This is a genomic window from Corynebacterium sp. HMSC064E10, from assembly GCF_001812505.1.
Taxonomy (GTDB): Bacteria; Actinomycetota; Actinomycetes; order Mycobacteriales; family Mycobacteriaceae; genus Corynebacterium; species Corynebacterium amycolatum.
This window is the reverse complement of record NZ_KV809173.1, coordinates 882,285-897,225: the sequence shown is the minus strand read 5'-3', so window position 1 is coordinate 897,225 and position 14,941 is coordinate 882,285. Positions and strand designations below refer to the sequence as shown.

General features: G+C 59.4%; 12 protein-coding genes. All 12 read left to right on the top strand.

The features are described from left to right. Nucleotides 1-34 precede the first annotated feature (34 nt). The 12 genes from HMPREF2860_RS05765 to HMPREF2860_RS11245 all read left to right on the top strand — a co-directional run bounded on the left by HMPREF2860_RS05765 (nucleotide 35) and on the right by HMPREF2860_RS11245 (nucleotide 14,914). A complete protein-coding gene (locus HMPREF2860_RS05765) occupies nucleotides 35-1,882 on the top strand; it encodes a cell division protein PerM (protein ID WP_070560889.1) in 1,848 nt (615 codons plus the stop codon). Nucleotides 1,883-1,939: 57 nt separating this feature from the next. Continuing rightward, nucleotides 1,940-2,593, top strand: a complete 654-nt coding sequence (gene purN / locus HMPREF2860_RS05760) for a phosphoribosylglycinamide formyltransferase (protein WP_016422166.1) — start codon at nucleotides 1,940-1,942, stop codon at nucleotides 2,591-2,593. Then, complete coding sequence (gene purH, locus HMPREF2860_RS05755; RefSeq protein WP_016422167.1) at nucleotides 2,590-4,137, top strand: bifunctional phosphoribosylaminoimidazolecarboxamide formyltransferase/IMP cyclohydrolase; 1,548 nt, start codon at nucleotides 2,590-2,592, stop codon at nucleotides 4,135-4,137. Before purN ends, purH begins: the two co-directional genes overlap by 4 nt. Before the next feature lie 198 nt (nucleotides 4,138-4,335). After that, nucleotides 4,336-4,929 (top strand): TetR/AcrR family transcriptional regulator, encoded by a 594-nt coding sequence (locus tag HMPREF2860_RS05750; RefSeq protein ID WP_038627845.1) that lies wholly within the window; start codon nucleotides 4,336-4,338, stop codon nucleotides 4,927-4,929. A gap of 309 nt (nucleotides 4,930-5,238) precedes the next feature. Continuing rightward, nucleotides 5,239-6,819: a carboxyl transferase domain-containing protein gene (locus tag HMPREF2860_RS05745; protein ID WP_049182293.1), complete on the top strand. Its 1,581-nt coding sequence runs from the start codon at nucleotides 5,239-5,241 to the stop codon at nucleotides 6,817-6,819. 54 nt (nucleotides 6,820-6,873) lie between these two features. Then, on the top strand, nucleotides 6,874-8,967 hold the full coding sequence (locus HMPREF2860_RS05740) for an acetyl-CoA carboxylase biotin carboxylase subunit (protein ID WP_070628652.1): 2,094 nt from the start codon (nucleotides 6,874-6,876) through the stop codon (nucleotides 8,965-8,967). Between the two features lie 62 nt (nucleotides 8,968-9,029). Then, entirely contained in the window at nucleotides 9,030-10,199 is a 1,170-nt protein-coding gene (locus tag HMPREF2860_RS05735) for an acyl-CoA dehydrogenase family protein (RefSeq protein WP_049182292.1), read from the top strand. Between the two features lie 2 nt (nucleotides 10,200-10,201). Then, nucleotides 10,202-10,744: a MaoC family dehydratase gene (locus tag HMPREF2860_RS05730; protein WP_038627852.1), complete on the top strand. Its 543-nt coding sequence runs from the start codon at nucleotides 10,202-10,204 to the stop codon at nucleotides 10,742-10,744. A 7-nt stretch (nucleotides 10,745-10,751) separates the two neighbouring features. Then, nucleotides 10,752-11,630 (top strand): HpcH/HpaI aldolase/citrate lyase family protein, encoded by an 879-nt coding sequence (locus HMPREF2860_RS05725; protein ID WP_070560895.1) that lies wholly within the window; start codon nucleotides 10,752-10,754, stop codon nucleotides 11,628-11,630. Nucleotides 11,631-11,733: 103 nt separating this feature from the next. Further along, complete coding sequence (locus tag HMPREF2860_RS05720; RefSeq protein WP_038627856.1) at nucleotides 11,734-13,488, top strand: AMP-binding protein; 1,755 nt, start codon at nucleotides 11,734-11,736, stop codon at nucleotides 13,486-13,488. Between the two features lie 4 nt (nucleotides 13,489-13,492). Then, a complete protein-coding gene (locus HMPREF2860_RS11250; protein WP_038627858.1) occupies nucleotides 13,493-14,245 on the top strand; it encodes a CoA transferase subunit A in 753 nt (250 codons plus the stop codon). Then, nucleotides 14,246-14,914 carry a 3-oxoacid CoA-transferase subunit B gene (locus HMPREF2860_RS11245; RefSeq protein WP_038627860.1) on the top strand — a complete coding sequence of 223 codons (669 nt, stop codon included), beginning with the start codon at nucleotides 14,246-14,248 and terminating at the stop codon, nucleotides 14,912-14,914. The last annotated feature ends 27 nt before the right edge of the window (nucleotides 14,915-14,941 follow it).

The window sequence follows — 14,941 nt, the reverse complement described above, 5'->3', positions numbered from 1 at the left end:
CACCCTATCTATATAGGTGGGCAATCAGCTGTCAATGATTAGACGCGGGAAGGACGATGTCACTGTGAAAGGCGCGGATTCGCGGAGAGGTTCCTCCGGTAGCGATCGAAATCGGCGAAGCCGCACCGGTGCCGGTGGCAGCGGCGGTGGTTCCCGTAGCGTCCGCAGTGAGCACAGTGAGCGCACTGCCCGCGCATGGCAGAACACGCAGGCCGGCCGGACTGGCGGTGCGCGCAGCGTCGGTGCCGACAGCAATCGAGGCGCCACGACGAAGATGAAAGCGGGGGGCTCCGGAACGTCGTCACGCAAGGGGCGTCCCTCGGGGTTCCGTCGTTTCATTAACTCTCCCCGTGTGCGCCGGTTTGGGCTGTCTGTTGCCGGTTCTTACGGCGTCGTATTGCTGTTCATCATCTCGGTAGCTCTGATTGGCGTCATCGTCAGCGGCGCTGGAATGTCTCCGCTTCCAGCGAGTATCGCGTCGCTGTGGATGATGTTTAACCTTGCCCCGTTCCGCTTTAACGGCACGACGCTGGGGCTCACGCCGGCGCTACCCGCAGTGCTGACGGTGGCATTCATCGCTTGGCGGGTGCGCCGCGAGGTCGCTGACCGCATCAGCATCAAGGACGTGCGCGCGTTGGTCGGCGCGTATTTGGGCACGCCCATTGTTCTCACCATCATCGCGTGGCTCATGCTTTACGACGCGTCGAAGGTGTTTCCCCGCGTTCAGACCCCCAGTTTCGGTCTGGCGATTGCGGCTGCGCTGCTCGTAAATCTCGTGGCCTTGGTGCTGGGAATGGGGCAGCGGTTGCTGCGTGCACTACTGCTGCGCCGGAAGTTGCCGGAATGGTTGCTCGGGTCTGCGCGACTGGCGGTCAGCTACGTGGCATGGCTGTGGCTGGTCGGTGTTGCGGTGACACTCGTTTCGCTGATTTGGCATCGAGAGTTGCTGGCAGAGACATTTGCAATCACGGATACCGCCGGTGAAAGTGTTGCGGTCAGCGGTCTCTCGCTGCTGTACCTGCCGAATGTAGCCTTCGGTGCTGTCGGTGTGCTGGTAGGTGGAAAATCGACGTTCGGGCCTGCGGAGGCTGGACTATTCGCAGTGCACCCGGCTCAGCTGCCACCCCTGCCGATTTTGGCTGCCATGCCTCAGTCGCTGGCGCACTGGGCTTTCGGAGTGCTGATTGTGCTACCGCCAGCCGTCGCAGCTTGGCGCGTCGTGGCATTCCTGAAGAAATCTGCACCGAAGCAGCCCTACCTGGTCGTCGTTCTCGCTGCCGTGTGGTCAATCATGTTCCTCATGGGGCTGGCTTGGCTGCTCGGCGGTGAGGTTGGCATCTTTGGGTGGGCCGGTGCCTCCTGGTGGCTGACTGGACTGCTCGGCTCGATGTGGCTGGTTGTTCCGGGGGCCATCGTGGTTGTTGCGATGACCGGTCTGCCGTCACTTGGTAGGGACAAGAGAGTCTCGGAAGTGGCCGCAGAAAAGTTCCCGCCGAAGCCTGCGGGAGATGGAAACGGTCATGCTGAGGCTGAGGATGCCGGCGACGCCGATAAGTCCGACAATGACGGGGACAGCTCGGAGGAGTCAGAGGAGTCGGAGGAGATTGTCGACGGGGAAGTCGTAGCGACCTCCGAAGATGAAGCGACCTCCGAAGACGAAGTCGAGTCCGACACAGAGGAGGAATCAGAGTCCGGTGCTGAGTCTGAAGATGCTTCAGAAGACGCTGAGGAATCGGACGACTCTGAAGAGGATTCGGAAAGCGCCGCAGGCGGAGGAGAGCCGAGCGAAGTAGATGCGACCGATGAGGGTGAATCCGATGAGGACACCGAAGACTCGGAGGAGGGTGGCGATGGGGAACCGTCGTCAAGCCAAAAGAGCTAAGCCAACTTAGGGGGAGCGGAATTTGGGGTCTCTGTCGGGCTGGGTAAGCTAAACGCCGTGACTGAAGCACAGCCCGTCGCAGAAATTTCGCACAATAATTCCTCCAGCAAGCAGCTACGCATCGTAGTCCTGGCCTCTGGCCTGGGCTCCCTTTTGCAGTCGATGCTGGAACTGCTGGACGCTGAAAAGGTTCAGATTGTCGCGGTTGGTTCGGACAAGGATTGTCCGGCGCTGGAGAGGGCTCAAAACCTCAATATCCCAACTTTTCGGGTGCCTTTCGATGCTGAGGCAAAGAAGGACCGAGAAGGTTGGGATATTCGTGTTTTAGAGGCCGTGAACAGTTTTTCGCCGGATATCGTTGTCTCGGCGGGTTTCATGCGCATTCTGGGGCCATCATTTGTGGAGGCCTACAGCAATCGCATCATTAATACGCACCCTGCGCTGCTGCCGTCCTTCCCAGGGGCGCGTGCGGTACCGGATGCACTTGACTACGGGGTGAAGGTCACCGGCACGACCGTGCATATTGTTGATAATGGAGTGGACACCGGGCCGATTCTGGCGCAGCAGCCAGTGGCCGTCGAGGACGACGACACGGTGGAGACCCTGCACGAACGAATCAAGGTTGTCGAACGCCGACTCCTGGTTGATGTATTGCACTCGATTGCCGATCACGGAATTGAGCGTGACGGACGAAAGGCTTATCTGAAATGACCAACGACAACACGCAGCGTAAACCGATCAAGCGCGCTCTGATTAGCGTCTACGACAAGACTGGGCTCGAGGAGCTGGCTCGCGACCTGCACGAGGCTGGCGTGGAAATCGTTTCCACCGGTTCCACGGCTGGCAAGATTGCTGCAGCTGGCGTGCCTGTGACCCCGGTTGAGGATCTCACTGGTTTCCCGGAGTGTCTCGAGGGCCGTGTGAAGACGCTGCACCCGCGTGTTCACGCCGGTATTCTGGCTGATACTCGCAAGGAAGACCACCTGGCTCAGCTTAAGGAGCTCGGTGTGGAGGCTTTCCAGCTCGTTGTCGTTAATCTGTACCCGTTCCGGGAGACCGTTGCCTCGGGCGCTTCCTACGACGAATGCGTGGAGCAGATCGACATTGGAGGCCCGTCGATGGTTCGCGCTGCGGCGAAGAACCACCCGTCGGTCGCCATCGTCGTCGACCCGGCTCGTTACGGCGATGTCGCTACCGCCGTGAAGGAAGGCGGCTTCACCCTCGAGCAGCGCCGTGAGTTCGCTCGCGACGCTTTCCTGCACACCGCTGATTACGACGCAGCTGTGTCCAACTGGTTTGTTGAGCAGCTCGGTGGCGCTGAGGGATCCACTCCGACTCCGCTGCGCTACGGCGAGAACTCTCACCAGTCGGCAACTCTGACCCGCATTGGTACCAAGGGGCTGGCAAACGCCAAGCAGCTGAACGGCAAGGAGATGTCGTACAACAACTACCAGGATGCCGACGCCGCATGGCGTGCCGCCTGGGATCACGAGCGTCCGTGTGTGGCAATCATCAAGCACGCTAACCCGTGCGGCATCGCAGTCTCGGATGAGTCCATCGCCGCAGCTCACCGCGCAGCTCACGCATGTGACCCGATGTCCGCATTTGGCGGTGTCATCGCCGTCAACCGCGAGGTCTCCGTTGAGATGGCCGAGCAGGTCAAGGACATCTTCACCGAGGTCATCGTCGCTCCGTCCTACGAAGACGGTGCCGTTGAGGTACTGAAGGCCAAGAAGAATCTGCGTATTCTCGTCGCCGAGTACGAAGCACCGACCACCGAGAACAAGTTCATCTCGGGTGGTCTGCTTACCCAGGATCCGGATACCTACCAGGCAGAGGGCGATAAGCCGGAGAACTGGGAGCTGGCAACCGGCGAGGCATTGAATGCTGAAGAGCTGGCTGAGCTCGAGTTTGCATGGCGCTCCGTCCGCGCCGTGAAGTCCAACGCCATCCTGCTGTCCAAGAACAACGCCACCGTCGGCGTCGGCATGGGCCAGGTCAACCGCGTGGACTCCGCAAAGCTCGCCGTTGAGCGCGCAAATACGCTTGCCGACGGAGAAAACCGTACTCAGGGAGCCTACGCTGCGTCCGATGCCTTCTTCCCGTTCGCTGACGGCCTGCAGGTCCTGATTGATGCCGGTGTGAAGGCAGTTGTCCAGCCAGGTGGCTCCATCCGTGACGAAGAGGTCATCGCTGCTGCCAAGGAAGCTGGCGTCACCATGTACATGACTGGTACACGCCACTTCTTCCACTAATTCTTTCACGGGCTAAGGGCTAACCGCCGAGGTGCTAACTGTCACTTCGGCGGTTTTTCTATCCCCGGACGTGTGGGGACCTGTGGGCGAGGATGCGTGTCCGTTGCTGAGCGGCGGACGATGCAGACACATGTTGGGGCAGGTATTGGTGAGAATTATGCAGACGTAACAGCTCCAATGCGTTTAACATAAGGGCTTATGTCACGTAGAACCGAAGCGCGACGGCGTCGAGAAGCAGAGATTCTCTCCGCTGCTGCTGCGATCCTGGCCGACCGAGGGTTTCATCAGACTCGGTTGGAGGATGTTGGCTCCGCTGTTGGCATTTCTGGCCCAGCTCTTTACCGCTACTTCAGCGGCAAGGAAGAGCTGTTGGCGCAGATCCTCATCGATATTTCTATCCGACTTGTCGATGGTGCGCGAGCAGTTCTCGATCGAGCAAAGAGCAATGATTGGGGTCCAGAGGAGACTCTTCGGGGCCTCCTTGCGCATCACGTGCATTTTGCAGTCACGGAGCCCGATCGCATTCGTGTCCAAGAACGTGAAGGCGGAAATCTAGCGCCAGAGCAGAGCGCAAAAGTGCGTTCCTTGCAGCGTCTTTACATGGTCTTATGGGTGGACGCTCTGCGTGAACTACAGCCCGAACTCACCTCCGACGAGGCGCAGCTTAAAGTCCAGCTCACCGCTGGGTTGATTAACTCTTCCAGACATGTGCTCAAATGGGCGGGTCCCGAGGCGACAAGGGATAATGCCTTTGAGATGGCCCTTGCTGCGCTGGGCATTAACAACCAATAATCCGTATTTATTCTTCTGCCGTCTGGCCTCACTGTGCTCAGCAGTGTGAGGTCAGGCGGTTTTATTGTGTGGAGCGGTCGGTCTTATCCAAGTGAATTTACCCCCCCCGAAACAGATTTCTAGGAGAAACTTAAATCTCTATTGGAAACATGTTGTGACCTCGGGGAGGGGTGTGTACTTCAAGCTGTCTGAAAGGCATCCGGGGGTAAAAGTATGACCTAGGAAACAAAACTTGTTGTGAAGTGACTGTGGTCACATTAACCTTTCCGTCAAGAAAGTTAATAGTCATTAACGGAAAGTATTTCGCCCATGACTCACGCCCCAGCATTGACCAACCGACAGCGCCACGAAGAGCTCGTCGCAGAGCTCAAAGAGTTGCTCAGCACGACAGCACGCGGTGGTTCCGAACGTGCCCGTGCTCGCCATATTTCCCGCGGTAAGCTGCTGCCACGTCAGCGCATCAACCAACTGCTTGACCCCGGCAGCCCTTTCCTTGAGGTCGCACCTCTAGCGGCCCACGAAATGTATGGCGGCAAGGTTCCGGCTGCTGGCGTCATCGCCGGCATTGGCATCATCGAAGGTCGTCGCTGCCTGGTTGTAGCCAATGACGCAACCGTTTCCGGCGGAACGTACTACCCGTTGACTGTCAAGAAGCACCTGCGCGCACAGGAGATTGCCAGCCTTAACCACTTGCCGTGCATTTACCTGGTCGACTCCGGCGGGGCCATGCTTCTCAACCAGGATGAAGTTTTCCCTGATCGCGATCATTTCGGTCGCATTTTCTACAACCAGGCCAACCTCTCCGCTCGCGGGATTCCGCAGATTGCCGCCGTGATGGGATCCTGTACCGCCGGTGGCGCCTATGTGCCGGCAATGAGTGATGAAGCGGTCATTGTGAAAAACCAGGGCACCATCTTCCTGGCAGGCCCACCACTGGTTAAGGCTGCAACTGGTGAAGATGTCACACCAGAGGAACTCGGTGGCGGCGAACTGCACTCCAAGACCTCCGGCGTTACTGACCATCTCGCAGTTAACGATGCCGACGCACTGCGTCGTGTCCGCGATATCGTCGCAACGCTCCCCAAGGACCCGGAAGTTCCGTGGGACACAGAGCCCACCGTCGCGCCGACTCGCAACCAGACCGATCTTTACGATGTCGTCCCCGTCGATGCCAAAGTGCCTTACGACGTTCACGAGGTCATTGAAATTATTGTGGATGGAGGCCAATACCAGGAGTTCAAGGCCGAATTTGGTACGACCCTGGTCACTGCTTTCGCCCGCATTCACGGGCACCGCGTCGGCATTATCGCCAACAACGGCATTCTCTTCGCGGAATCTGCACAGAAGGGTGCGCACTTCATCGAGCTGTGTGATCAGCGCGGCATCCCACTGGTATTCCTGCAGAACACCACGGGCTTCATGGTTGGTCGCGAATACGAGGCCGGCGGTATCGCAAAGCACGGCGCCAAGATGGTCAACGCCGTGGCTACCACCCGCGTGCCCAAGTTCACCGTAGTCATCGGCGGTGCCTTCGGCGCCGGCAACTACTCTATGTGCGGTCGCGCATATTCGCCGCGCTTCCTCTGGATGTGGCCGAATGCTCGCATTTCCGTCATGGGCGGTCCACAGGCGGCGATGACGCTGTCGACGGTTCGTCGCAACCAGATTGAACGCTCAGGTGAGAGCTGGTCGCAGGAAGACCAGGAGGAGTTTGAAGCTCCGATCCGCGAGCAGTTTGAGCGCCAGTCGCACTGCTATTACTCATCGGCTCGCCTGTGGGATGACGGTGTCATCGATCCCGCAGATACCCGCCGAATTCTTGGCATGGCCCTCGATGTGGCAAGTGGCGCGCCCCTGGATGAACAGGGCTTCGGCATCTTCCGCATGTAGTAACCAGCTAAAAACTCTCGACACCGCATTTTCTGGAAAGGAAACACAGGGCACATGACAGCGCACAACACGCAGCCCCACGCAGCTGGCGGCAGCCTGAGTACCGTATTGGTCGCAAACCGCGGGGAGATTGCCTGCCGCATTATTCGAACCCTTCGTGACAACGGAATTCGCTCCGTCGCGGTTTACTCGGATGCCGATGCCGACGCCCCTCACGTCCGCATGGCGGATATGGCCATCCACATTGGCCCATCTCCGGCACGCGAGTCCTATCTGGTTATCGACAAGATCATCGATGCCGCTCGCCGCTGCGACGCAGACGGAATCCACCCCGGTTACGGCTTTCTGTCTGAAAACGCAGACTTCGCGACCGCCTGTGAGGAAGCAGGTATTGAATTCATTGGCCCACCGGCCAGCGCCATCAACATCATGGGTGACAAAATCTCCGCCCGCGCTGCCGTCGAAGCCCGCGATGTTCCCACCGTGCCGGGTCTTTCTCGCCCCGGGCTTAGCGACGAGGACCTCATTGAGGCAGCCCCATCGATTGGCTTTCCTGTACTGATTAAGCCGTCGGCAGGCGGTGGCGGCAAGGGGATGCACCGCGTGGAAAATGCTGCTGACCTGCCGGCGGCACTCGCAACAGCTCGTCGTGAAGCGGCGGGTGCCTTCGGCGATGATTCCCTGTTCATCGAGCACTTCGTCGACACCCCGCGGCATATCGAGGTGCAGATTCTCGCAGATAAACACGGCAATGTAATCCACTTGGGCGAGCGTGAGTGCTCGCTGCAGCGACGCCATCAGAAGGTCATCGAGGAAGCGCCGAGCCCTCTGCTGGATGAGGAAACGCGCAGCGCAATTGGTGAAGCGGCCTGTGACGCGGCACGCTCGGTTGGCTACGTCGGCGCGGGCACGGTGGAGTTCATTGTGCCGGCGAAGGACCCGTCGTCGTTCTTCTTCATGGAGATGAATACGCGCCTGCAGGTTGAGCACCCCGTGACTGAGCAGGTCACCGGCCTGGATCTGGTGGCGCTGCAGGTTGACATTGCCTCGGGACGCCCACTGCCGGTTGCTCAGGAAGATGTAACTCTTACCGGTCACTCGATTGAAGCTCGCGTATACGCCGAAGACCCGGCGGCGGGATTCCTGCCCACCGGTGGCACGGTCACACGTGTCGTCGAGCCGAGCGGGGCGGGGATCCGGGTGGATTCCGGCATTGTCGACGGTTCCGAGGTCTCATCTCTCTATGACCCGATGTTGATGAAGATCATCTCCTACGGTGAAAACCGCGAGCAGGCGCTCGAGCGACTGGACAAGGCGCTGGGAGACACCGTTGTCGCAGGTGTCGGAGTCAATATCGATTTTTGTCGCTATCTGCTGAACGTCCCCGAGGTTCGCGCCGGCGATCTCGATACCGGTCTGCTCGACCGCGTTGCCGAAGGTTTCGCCACCACCGAAACACCGGACGATGTGTACCTCGCCGCCGCGATGGACTGGCTGGCTTCTCGCTTTGAAGAGGCCACCGACTCACCGTGGCTCACCCCGGATGGCTGGCGTGCCAGTGCGCCTGCCGCGCAGCGCATTCGCTTCGGGGCAGGGGAGAACTCGCGTCTGATCTCGATTGTGGGCACCCCGTCGAGTACCGACGTCGTTGTCGGTGACGTAGTCGCAGGTCTGTCGGCCGAAGCGGAGAACGAAGATATCGACGTTCCAGAACCGCGAAATTACAAAGTTTCGGTCTATCGCGACGGGGAACATCTGCGCATCGTCCGCGACGGAGTTGCACAGCACTTCCTGGTCGAAACCATCGACAACGCTGGGTCAGCGAACCACGAAGAATACGTCGTCGCCGGTGCCCACGGCACCTGGGTATTGCCCCGCACCGAGGTAGTCACCACCGGCGCCGAAGCCGATGCCGGTGGCTCAGGAGTTATCCAAGCTCCGATGCCCGGCGCGATTATCGCGCTGGCGGTGGAGGAGGGAACCCGCGTCGAAGTTGGTGACGCTCTGTTGGTCATGGAGGCCATGAAGATGGAGCACACTCTCACCGCCGAAATTGCAGGTGAGGTTAGCTTCACCGTCGCGCCGGGCGATCAGGTCACCGGTGACCAGCAGCTGGCCGTCATCACCGTAGCCGAAGCCGAGGAATAAAAACCCACACAAAACGCACCAATCAGGTCCCACACCTACAAAATCTTTAAGGAGCACTCATCATGTCCGAAAGCACCAAGATTGCAACCGCCATCCTCGACGACGAATACGTGGAACTGCAGAAAGTAGTTCGCGAATTTGCCAATGAAGTTGTCGATCCGGTTTCTGCCGAGCATGACCGCAACCACACCTTCCCGTACGAGATTGTCTCGCAGATGGGAGAAATGGGCCTGTTCGGTCTGCCATTCCCCGAGGAAGTCGGTGGCATGGGCGGTGACTACCTGTCCTTCGGTATTGCTCTGGAGGAGCTAGCTAAAGTCGATCAGTCGGTCGCTATCACCCTGGAAGCGGGCGTTGGCCTAGGTGCCATGCCAATCTTCCACTTCGGCAATGACAAGCAGAAGGAGACCTACCTGCCCGAGCTGACTGCTGGTAAGAAGCTGGCCGGTTTTGGTCTCACCGAGCCGGATGCAGGTTCCGACGCCGGTGCCACCCGCACGACAGCCCGTGAAGACGGCGATGATTTCGTCATCAACGGTGCCAAGCAGTTCATCACCAACTCCGGTACCGACATCACTTCGCTGGTTACTGTCACCGCAGTCACCGGCCAGAAGGACGATGGAAAGAAGGAGATTTCTACCATCATCGTGCCGAGTGGCACGGAGGGCTTTGTCGCGGAACCGGCTTACGACAAGGTCGGTTGGAATGCCTCCGACACCCACCCACTGACCTTTACCGATGTCCGCGTCCCCCAGGAGAACCTGCTGGGCACCCGTGGTCGCGGCTTCGCTAACTTCCTGTCCATCTTGGCGGAGGGCCGAGTCGCGATTGCAGCTCTTGCCACTGGTGCTGCGCAGGGCTGTGTCGACGAGTCTGTTCGCCACGCAAAGGAACGCCACTCCATGGGCCGAGCGATTGGTGAGTACCAGGCTGTTTCCTTCAAGATCGCACGAATGGAAGCGCGTGCGCATGCCGCACGTATGGCGTGGTACGACGCAGCCGCAAAGATGGCCGCGGGCGCAGATTTCCGTCGTGAAGCGTACATCGCCAAGATGATTGCCTCCGAGGCCGCGATGGACAACGCGCGCGACGCGACACAGATTTTCGGTGGCTACGGATTCATGAACGAGTACCGCGTGGCACGTCACTACCGCGACTCCAAGATTCTGGAGATTGGCGAGGGCACCACCGAAGTTCAGCTCATGCTGATCGCACGCGGATTGGGGCTGTAAAAATGGCTGACAACAACGTAACCGAAGTCACCCACGACGTCGTCCAGCGCGGACTGTGGTTCGAAGAGTACGAGGTCGGCGCGCGTTACCTGCACCGTCCGGGGCGAACCGTCACTGAAACCGATGACGTCCTCTTCACGACGCTGACCATGAACACCCAGCCACTGCACCTGGATGCGCATTGGTCGAGCCAGCAGCCGGGATTCGGCGGCGAGCGGCTGGTCAACTCCATGTGGACGCTGTCGACGGTTGTCGGGCTGTCCGTCGGGCAGCTGACGCTCGGCACCATCGTCGCCAACCTCGGCTTCACCGAAGTGGCGTTTCCCGCACCGATGTTCCACGGCGACACCCTGTATGCAGAGACCGTCTGCCGTAACAAGCGTCTGTCCAAGTCCCGCCCCAACCAGGGCATTGTCGAGCTCGAGCACATCGGTCGCAATCAGGACGGCACCGTCGTCTGCCGCGCCGTCCGGTCCACGCTCGTCCAATGCGCACCGACTTCGCTTGACGACGGCTCCGAGAACGCAGCTTCAGCGGGGAAGTGAGTGGCCCATGTCTACGCATAACTCCTGGCAGCCGCTGGGCCCTGCAATTCTGTTTGCGCCGGCAGACAGGCCGGAACGATTCGCTAAAGCTGCTGACCGTGCCGACATGGTGATTCTGGACCTGGAGGACGGCTGTCGCGCAGAAAACCGTGAGGCCGCCCGCGAGGCTATCGCCTCCTGTGACCTCGACCCGGCCCGCACGATTGTGCGTGTCAATCCACCGGAGGTTGAGGACTACGCAGCGGATATTGACATGCTGCGTGGCACCGCTTTCCGCCAGGTGATGCTGCCCAAGGCTTCATCGGCTCAGCAAGTGGATGAGTTGGTAGCGGCACTGGGGGAGAAGACCCAGGTCATTGCCCTTATTGAAACTCCGCTTGGGGTCATGCGCGCCGAAGAGCTGGCACGGGCCGATGGTGTCGTTGCACTGTTCTGGGGCGCAGAGGACCTGGTGGCGGGATTGGCGGGAACGTCATCACGCTTTAGCGAAGCAGAGGCTGCACTCGTGCCGGGCCGTATCCATGCGGGTAGCTACCGCAGTGTGGCGGTACATACCCGCAGCCACGTTCACCTGGCTGCAGCGGCGCACGGTAAGGCCAGTCTGGATTCCATCTATGTCAATATCTCCGACGCGAATGGGCTAGCTGCGGAGGCAGCGGATGCCGCTGCGTTGGGATTTGCCGCCACCGTCTGTATCCACCCCGGTCAGGTCCCGACAATTCGCCAGGCTTACCGCCCCAGCGACGAGGAGATTGACTGGGCGCGTCGGCTCTTGGCGGAAGCGGAAGAGAACACCGGTGCCTTCAGCTTTGACGGCCGGATGGTGGATGCGCCGCTCTTCCGTCAAGCAGAAGCCATTGCTCGGCGAGCTGCTGTAACCGGTTAGTCCCACGGCCGGTAACGACCACTGATTTATCCGCCTAAAGAACACATTTTCCTCTCACACACTCCGCACTCTGCGGAGTCACTTAAACCAAGGAGATCTCCCCATGACCGCGACATTGAAGAACCACGCAGAACAGCGCACTGCTGATCCTTCGAAGCTGCCGGAGGGCTTCACCACTGTGCCGGCACCATACGGCAAGGATGTTGTCGATGCCGATGGCAACAAGATGAGCCACGTGTTCGGCGCCGGTGTCGAGCAAGGTGCCGCTCCACTTCGCGATGAGACCCTCGGTGAGAACCTGCGTGCGATTGTGGAGAAATTCCCTTCCCGCGACGCCGTCGTTGACGTCTACGCGGATGTCTCCTTTACCTTTGAGCGTTTCTACAACCGAGTTTTGCGCCTGGCCAGCGCTTTCATCCGGGAGGGCTACCGTCCAGGAGACCGCATCGGCATTTGGTCTACCAACCGATGGGAGTGGACCGTGGTGCAGTACGCCTGCCACCACATCGGCTTGGTGCTGGTCAACATCAACCCGGCTTACCGCCAGCACGAGCTGAACTACGTGCTGGAAAAGGCAGGTGTGCGTATGGTTTTTGCCGCTCGCCGCTACAAGGACTCCGATTACCGAACTATGCTGATCGAGGCCTCCAAGCAGCGCGGTGTGCGCTTGGACAAGGTCATTTACTTCGGTTCGTCCGAATGGTACGAGCACATGCACAGCGAAATCGACGACTTGAGCGAGTACACCTCCCAGCTGAAGCCGGATGATCCGATCAACATCCAGTTCACCTCGGGCACGACAGGTTTTCCCAAGGGCGCTACGCTAACGCACCGCAACCTGCTGAACAATGGATACTTCATCGGTGAGCTGTTGGGCTACACCGAGACCGACCGCATCTGTGTGCCGGTGCCGTTCTTCCACACCTTCGGCATGGTGATTGGCACCTTCGCCGCCTTCACCCACGGTGCCGCTATTGTCATCCCGGCCCCGTCGTTTAAGGCGCGTGAAACACTCAAGGCTGTGCACTCGGCCAAGGCCACCAGCCTCTACGGCGTGCCGACGATGTTCATCAATGAGCTTGAAGAAGCTCATGATCAGGAGGAATACGGATCCCCTTACGACCTGTCGCTGCTGCGCACAGGTGTGATGGCAGGTACCTCGTGCCCGTCGAAGACCATGCGTGATGTGATGGACAAACTCAATATGCACGAGATTGCCATCTGTTACGGCATGACGGAGACCTCGCCGGTGTCCTTCCAGACCCGCGCGGATTCTCCGCTGGAAAAGCGCGTCAACACCGTCGGCCAAATCATGCCGCACTTGGAAGCCCGCATCATTTGTGAAGAAACGGGTGAGACGCTGCCGCGAGGCGAACAGGGCGAGGTTGTCGTTCGCGGATACTCCGTTATGAAGGAGTACTGGGAACACCCGGAAAAAACCGCCGAGGCCATCGACGCCGACGGCTGGATGCACACCGGCGACTTGGGTGTGCTTGACGACGAGGGCTACCTGTCCATCACCGGACGTATTAAGGACATGCTCATCCGTGGCGGTGAGAACATCTACCCGCGCGAAATTGAAGAGTTCCTGTTCACCCACCCGGCTGTCGTCGATGCGCAGGTCATCGGTGTGCCGGATGACAAGTACGGCGAAGAGATTATGGCATGGGTAATTCTGCACGACGATGTGGAAGACCTCACCGCTGACGATGTGGCGGCCTTTGCCCACGGCAAGCTGTCGCGTCACAAGATTCCGCGCTACGTCCACGTCGTCGAAGAGTTCCCGATGACCGCGTCGGGCAAGGTCCGCAAGGTCGAGATGCGTGAGATGGCTCCGCGAATCCTGGGCTGGGTGTAGAACAATGTCAAAAACAACTGATCAGACCGGCCGAGAGCTTGTCGCAGGCCTTGTCACTGATGGAATGACCCTGGCAGTTGGCGGCTTTGGCCTGTGTGGTGTGCCATATACCCTCATCGAAGGCGTGCGCGACTCCGGGGCAAAAGACCTCACCATCGTGTCCAACAACATGGGCATTGACGGTACTGGACTCGGCATTCTGTTGGAGAACAAACAGGTGGCAAAGGTAGTGGCCTCCTACGTCGGCGAGAACAAGGAGTTTGCCCGCCAGTACCTCGAAGGAGAAATCGAGGTGGAGTTCACCCCTCAGGGAACTCTGGCTGAGCGGCTTCGCGCAGGGGGCGCAGGTATTCCCGCGTTCTACACCGCAACCGGCGTCGGCACGCTCGTTGCAGAGGGCAAGCCCCACGCCGACTTCGACGGGCAGACCTACGTGCAGGAGCGTGGCATCGTTGCTGACATTGGCCTGGTGCACGCCTACCACGGCGATATCGAGGGCAACCTTGTCTATCGCCGGACCGCGCAGAACTTCAACCCGCTGTGCGCAGCATCCGGCAGGGTGACCGTTGCGGAGGTGGAGCACTTGCTTGGCCGCGGTGAGATCGACCCGGATCTGGTGATGACTCCGGGTGTGTATATCCAGCACATCGTCCGCGGTGACGGCCGTGAGAAGCTCATTGAAAAGCGCACAACTCGGCCACGCAATACCGATTCCAGCCACGATGCCGGTGACGCGGCAGCAGGGGAGGAGATTTAAATGGCACCTGCGAAGACAATTATGGACAAGGGCTGGAGCCGTGACGAGATGGCACAGCAGGCCGCCGAAGAGCTGCGCGATGGCGACTATGTGAATCTGGGTATCGGCATTCCGACACTGGTGGCAAACCATATTCCCGAAGGTGTGCGTGTTCTGCTGCAGAGTGAAAACGGAATTCTGGGAATGGGCGCCTTCCCATATGAAGGTGAAGAGGACGCCGACCTTATCAATGCGGGCAAGCAGACCGTGACATTGGTGCCGGGCGCGGCAATCTTCGACTCCGCCACCAGCTTCGGCATGATTCGCGGCGGTGCTGTGAAAATGGCCGTGTTGGGTGCAATGGAGGTTAGCCAGTGCGGTGGCCTGGCCAACTGGATGATTCCAGGAAAGATGGTCAAGGGCATGGGCGGCGCGATGGACTTAGTCGCTGGTACCCCTCGAGTGGTGGTTTTGACCGATCACGTTTCCAAAGATGGCAAACCAAAATTGGTAAAAGCCTGCGAACTGCCCCTCACAGGTGCAAAAGTAGTGAAAAGGATTATTAGCAACCTGGGAAGCTTCGATGTCGCTGATGATCACCTGGTGTTACGCAGGCTGGCACCTGGGGTGACGCTAGCCGATATCGAGGCCAACACCGAAGCCGCATACGTGGTTGACCTCGAGAATTAAATACGCAGCAATCATGGTCAGTCCACA

Excerpts from the sequence above, each read along its gene's own strand:
- HMPREF2860_RS05765 (WP_070560889.1), top strand. The coding sequence starts at position 35 with ATGATTAGACGCGGGAAGGACGATGTCACTGTGAAAGGCGCGGATTCG.
- purH (WP_016422167.1), top strand. The coding sequence starts at position 2,590 with ATGACCAACGACAACACGCAGCGTAAACCGATCAAGCGCGCTCTGATT.
- HMPREF2860_RS05750 (WP_038627845.1), top strand. The coding sequence starts at position 4,336 with ATGTCACGTAGAACCGAAGCGCGACGGCGTCGAGAAGCAGAGATTCTC.
- HMPREF2860_RS05745 (WP_049182293.1), top strand. The coding sequence starts at position 5,239 with ATGACTCACGCCCCAGCATTGACCAACCGACAGCGCCACGAAGAGCTC.
- HMPREF2860_RS05740 (WP_070628652.1), top strand. The coding sequence starts at position 6,874 with ATGACAGCGCACAACACGCAGCCCCACGCAGCTGGCGGCAGCCTGAGT.
- HMPREF2860_RS05735 (WP_049182292.1), top strand. The coding sequence starts at position 9,030 with ATGTCCGAAAGCACCAAGATTGCAACCGCCATCCTCGACGACGAATAC.
- HMPREF2860_RS05730 (WP_038627852.1), top strand. The coding sequence starts at position 10,202 with ATGGCTGACAACAACGTAACCGAAGTCACCCACGACGTCGTCCAGCGC.
- HMPREF2860_RS05725 (WP_070560895.1), top strand. The coding sequence starts at position 10,752 with ATGTCTACGCATAACTCCTGGCAGCCGCTGGGCCCTGCAATTCTGTTT.
- HMPREF2860_RS05720 (WP_038627856.1), top strand. The coding sequence starts at position 11,734 with ATGACCGCGACATTGAAGAACCACGCAGAACAGCGCACTGCTGATCCT.
- HMPREF2860_RS11250 (WP_038627858.1), top strand. The coding sequence starts at position 13,493 with ATGTCAAAAACAACTGATCAGACCGGCCGAGAGCTTGTCGCAGGCCTT.
- HMPREF2860_RS11245 (WP_038627860.1), top strand. The coding sequence starts at position 14,246 with ATGGCACCTGCGAAGACAATTATGGACAAGGGCTGGAGCCGTGACGAG.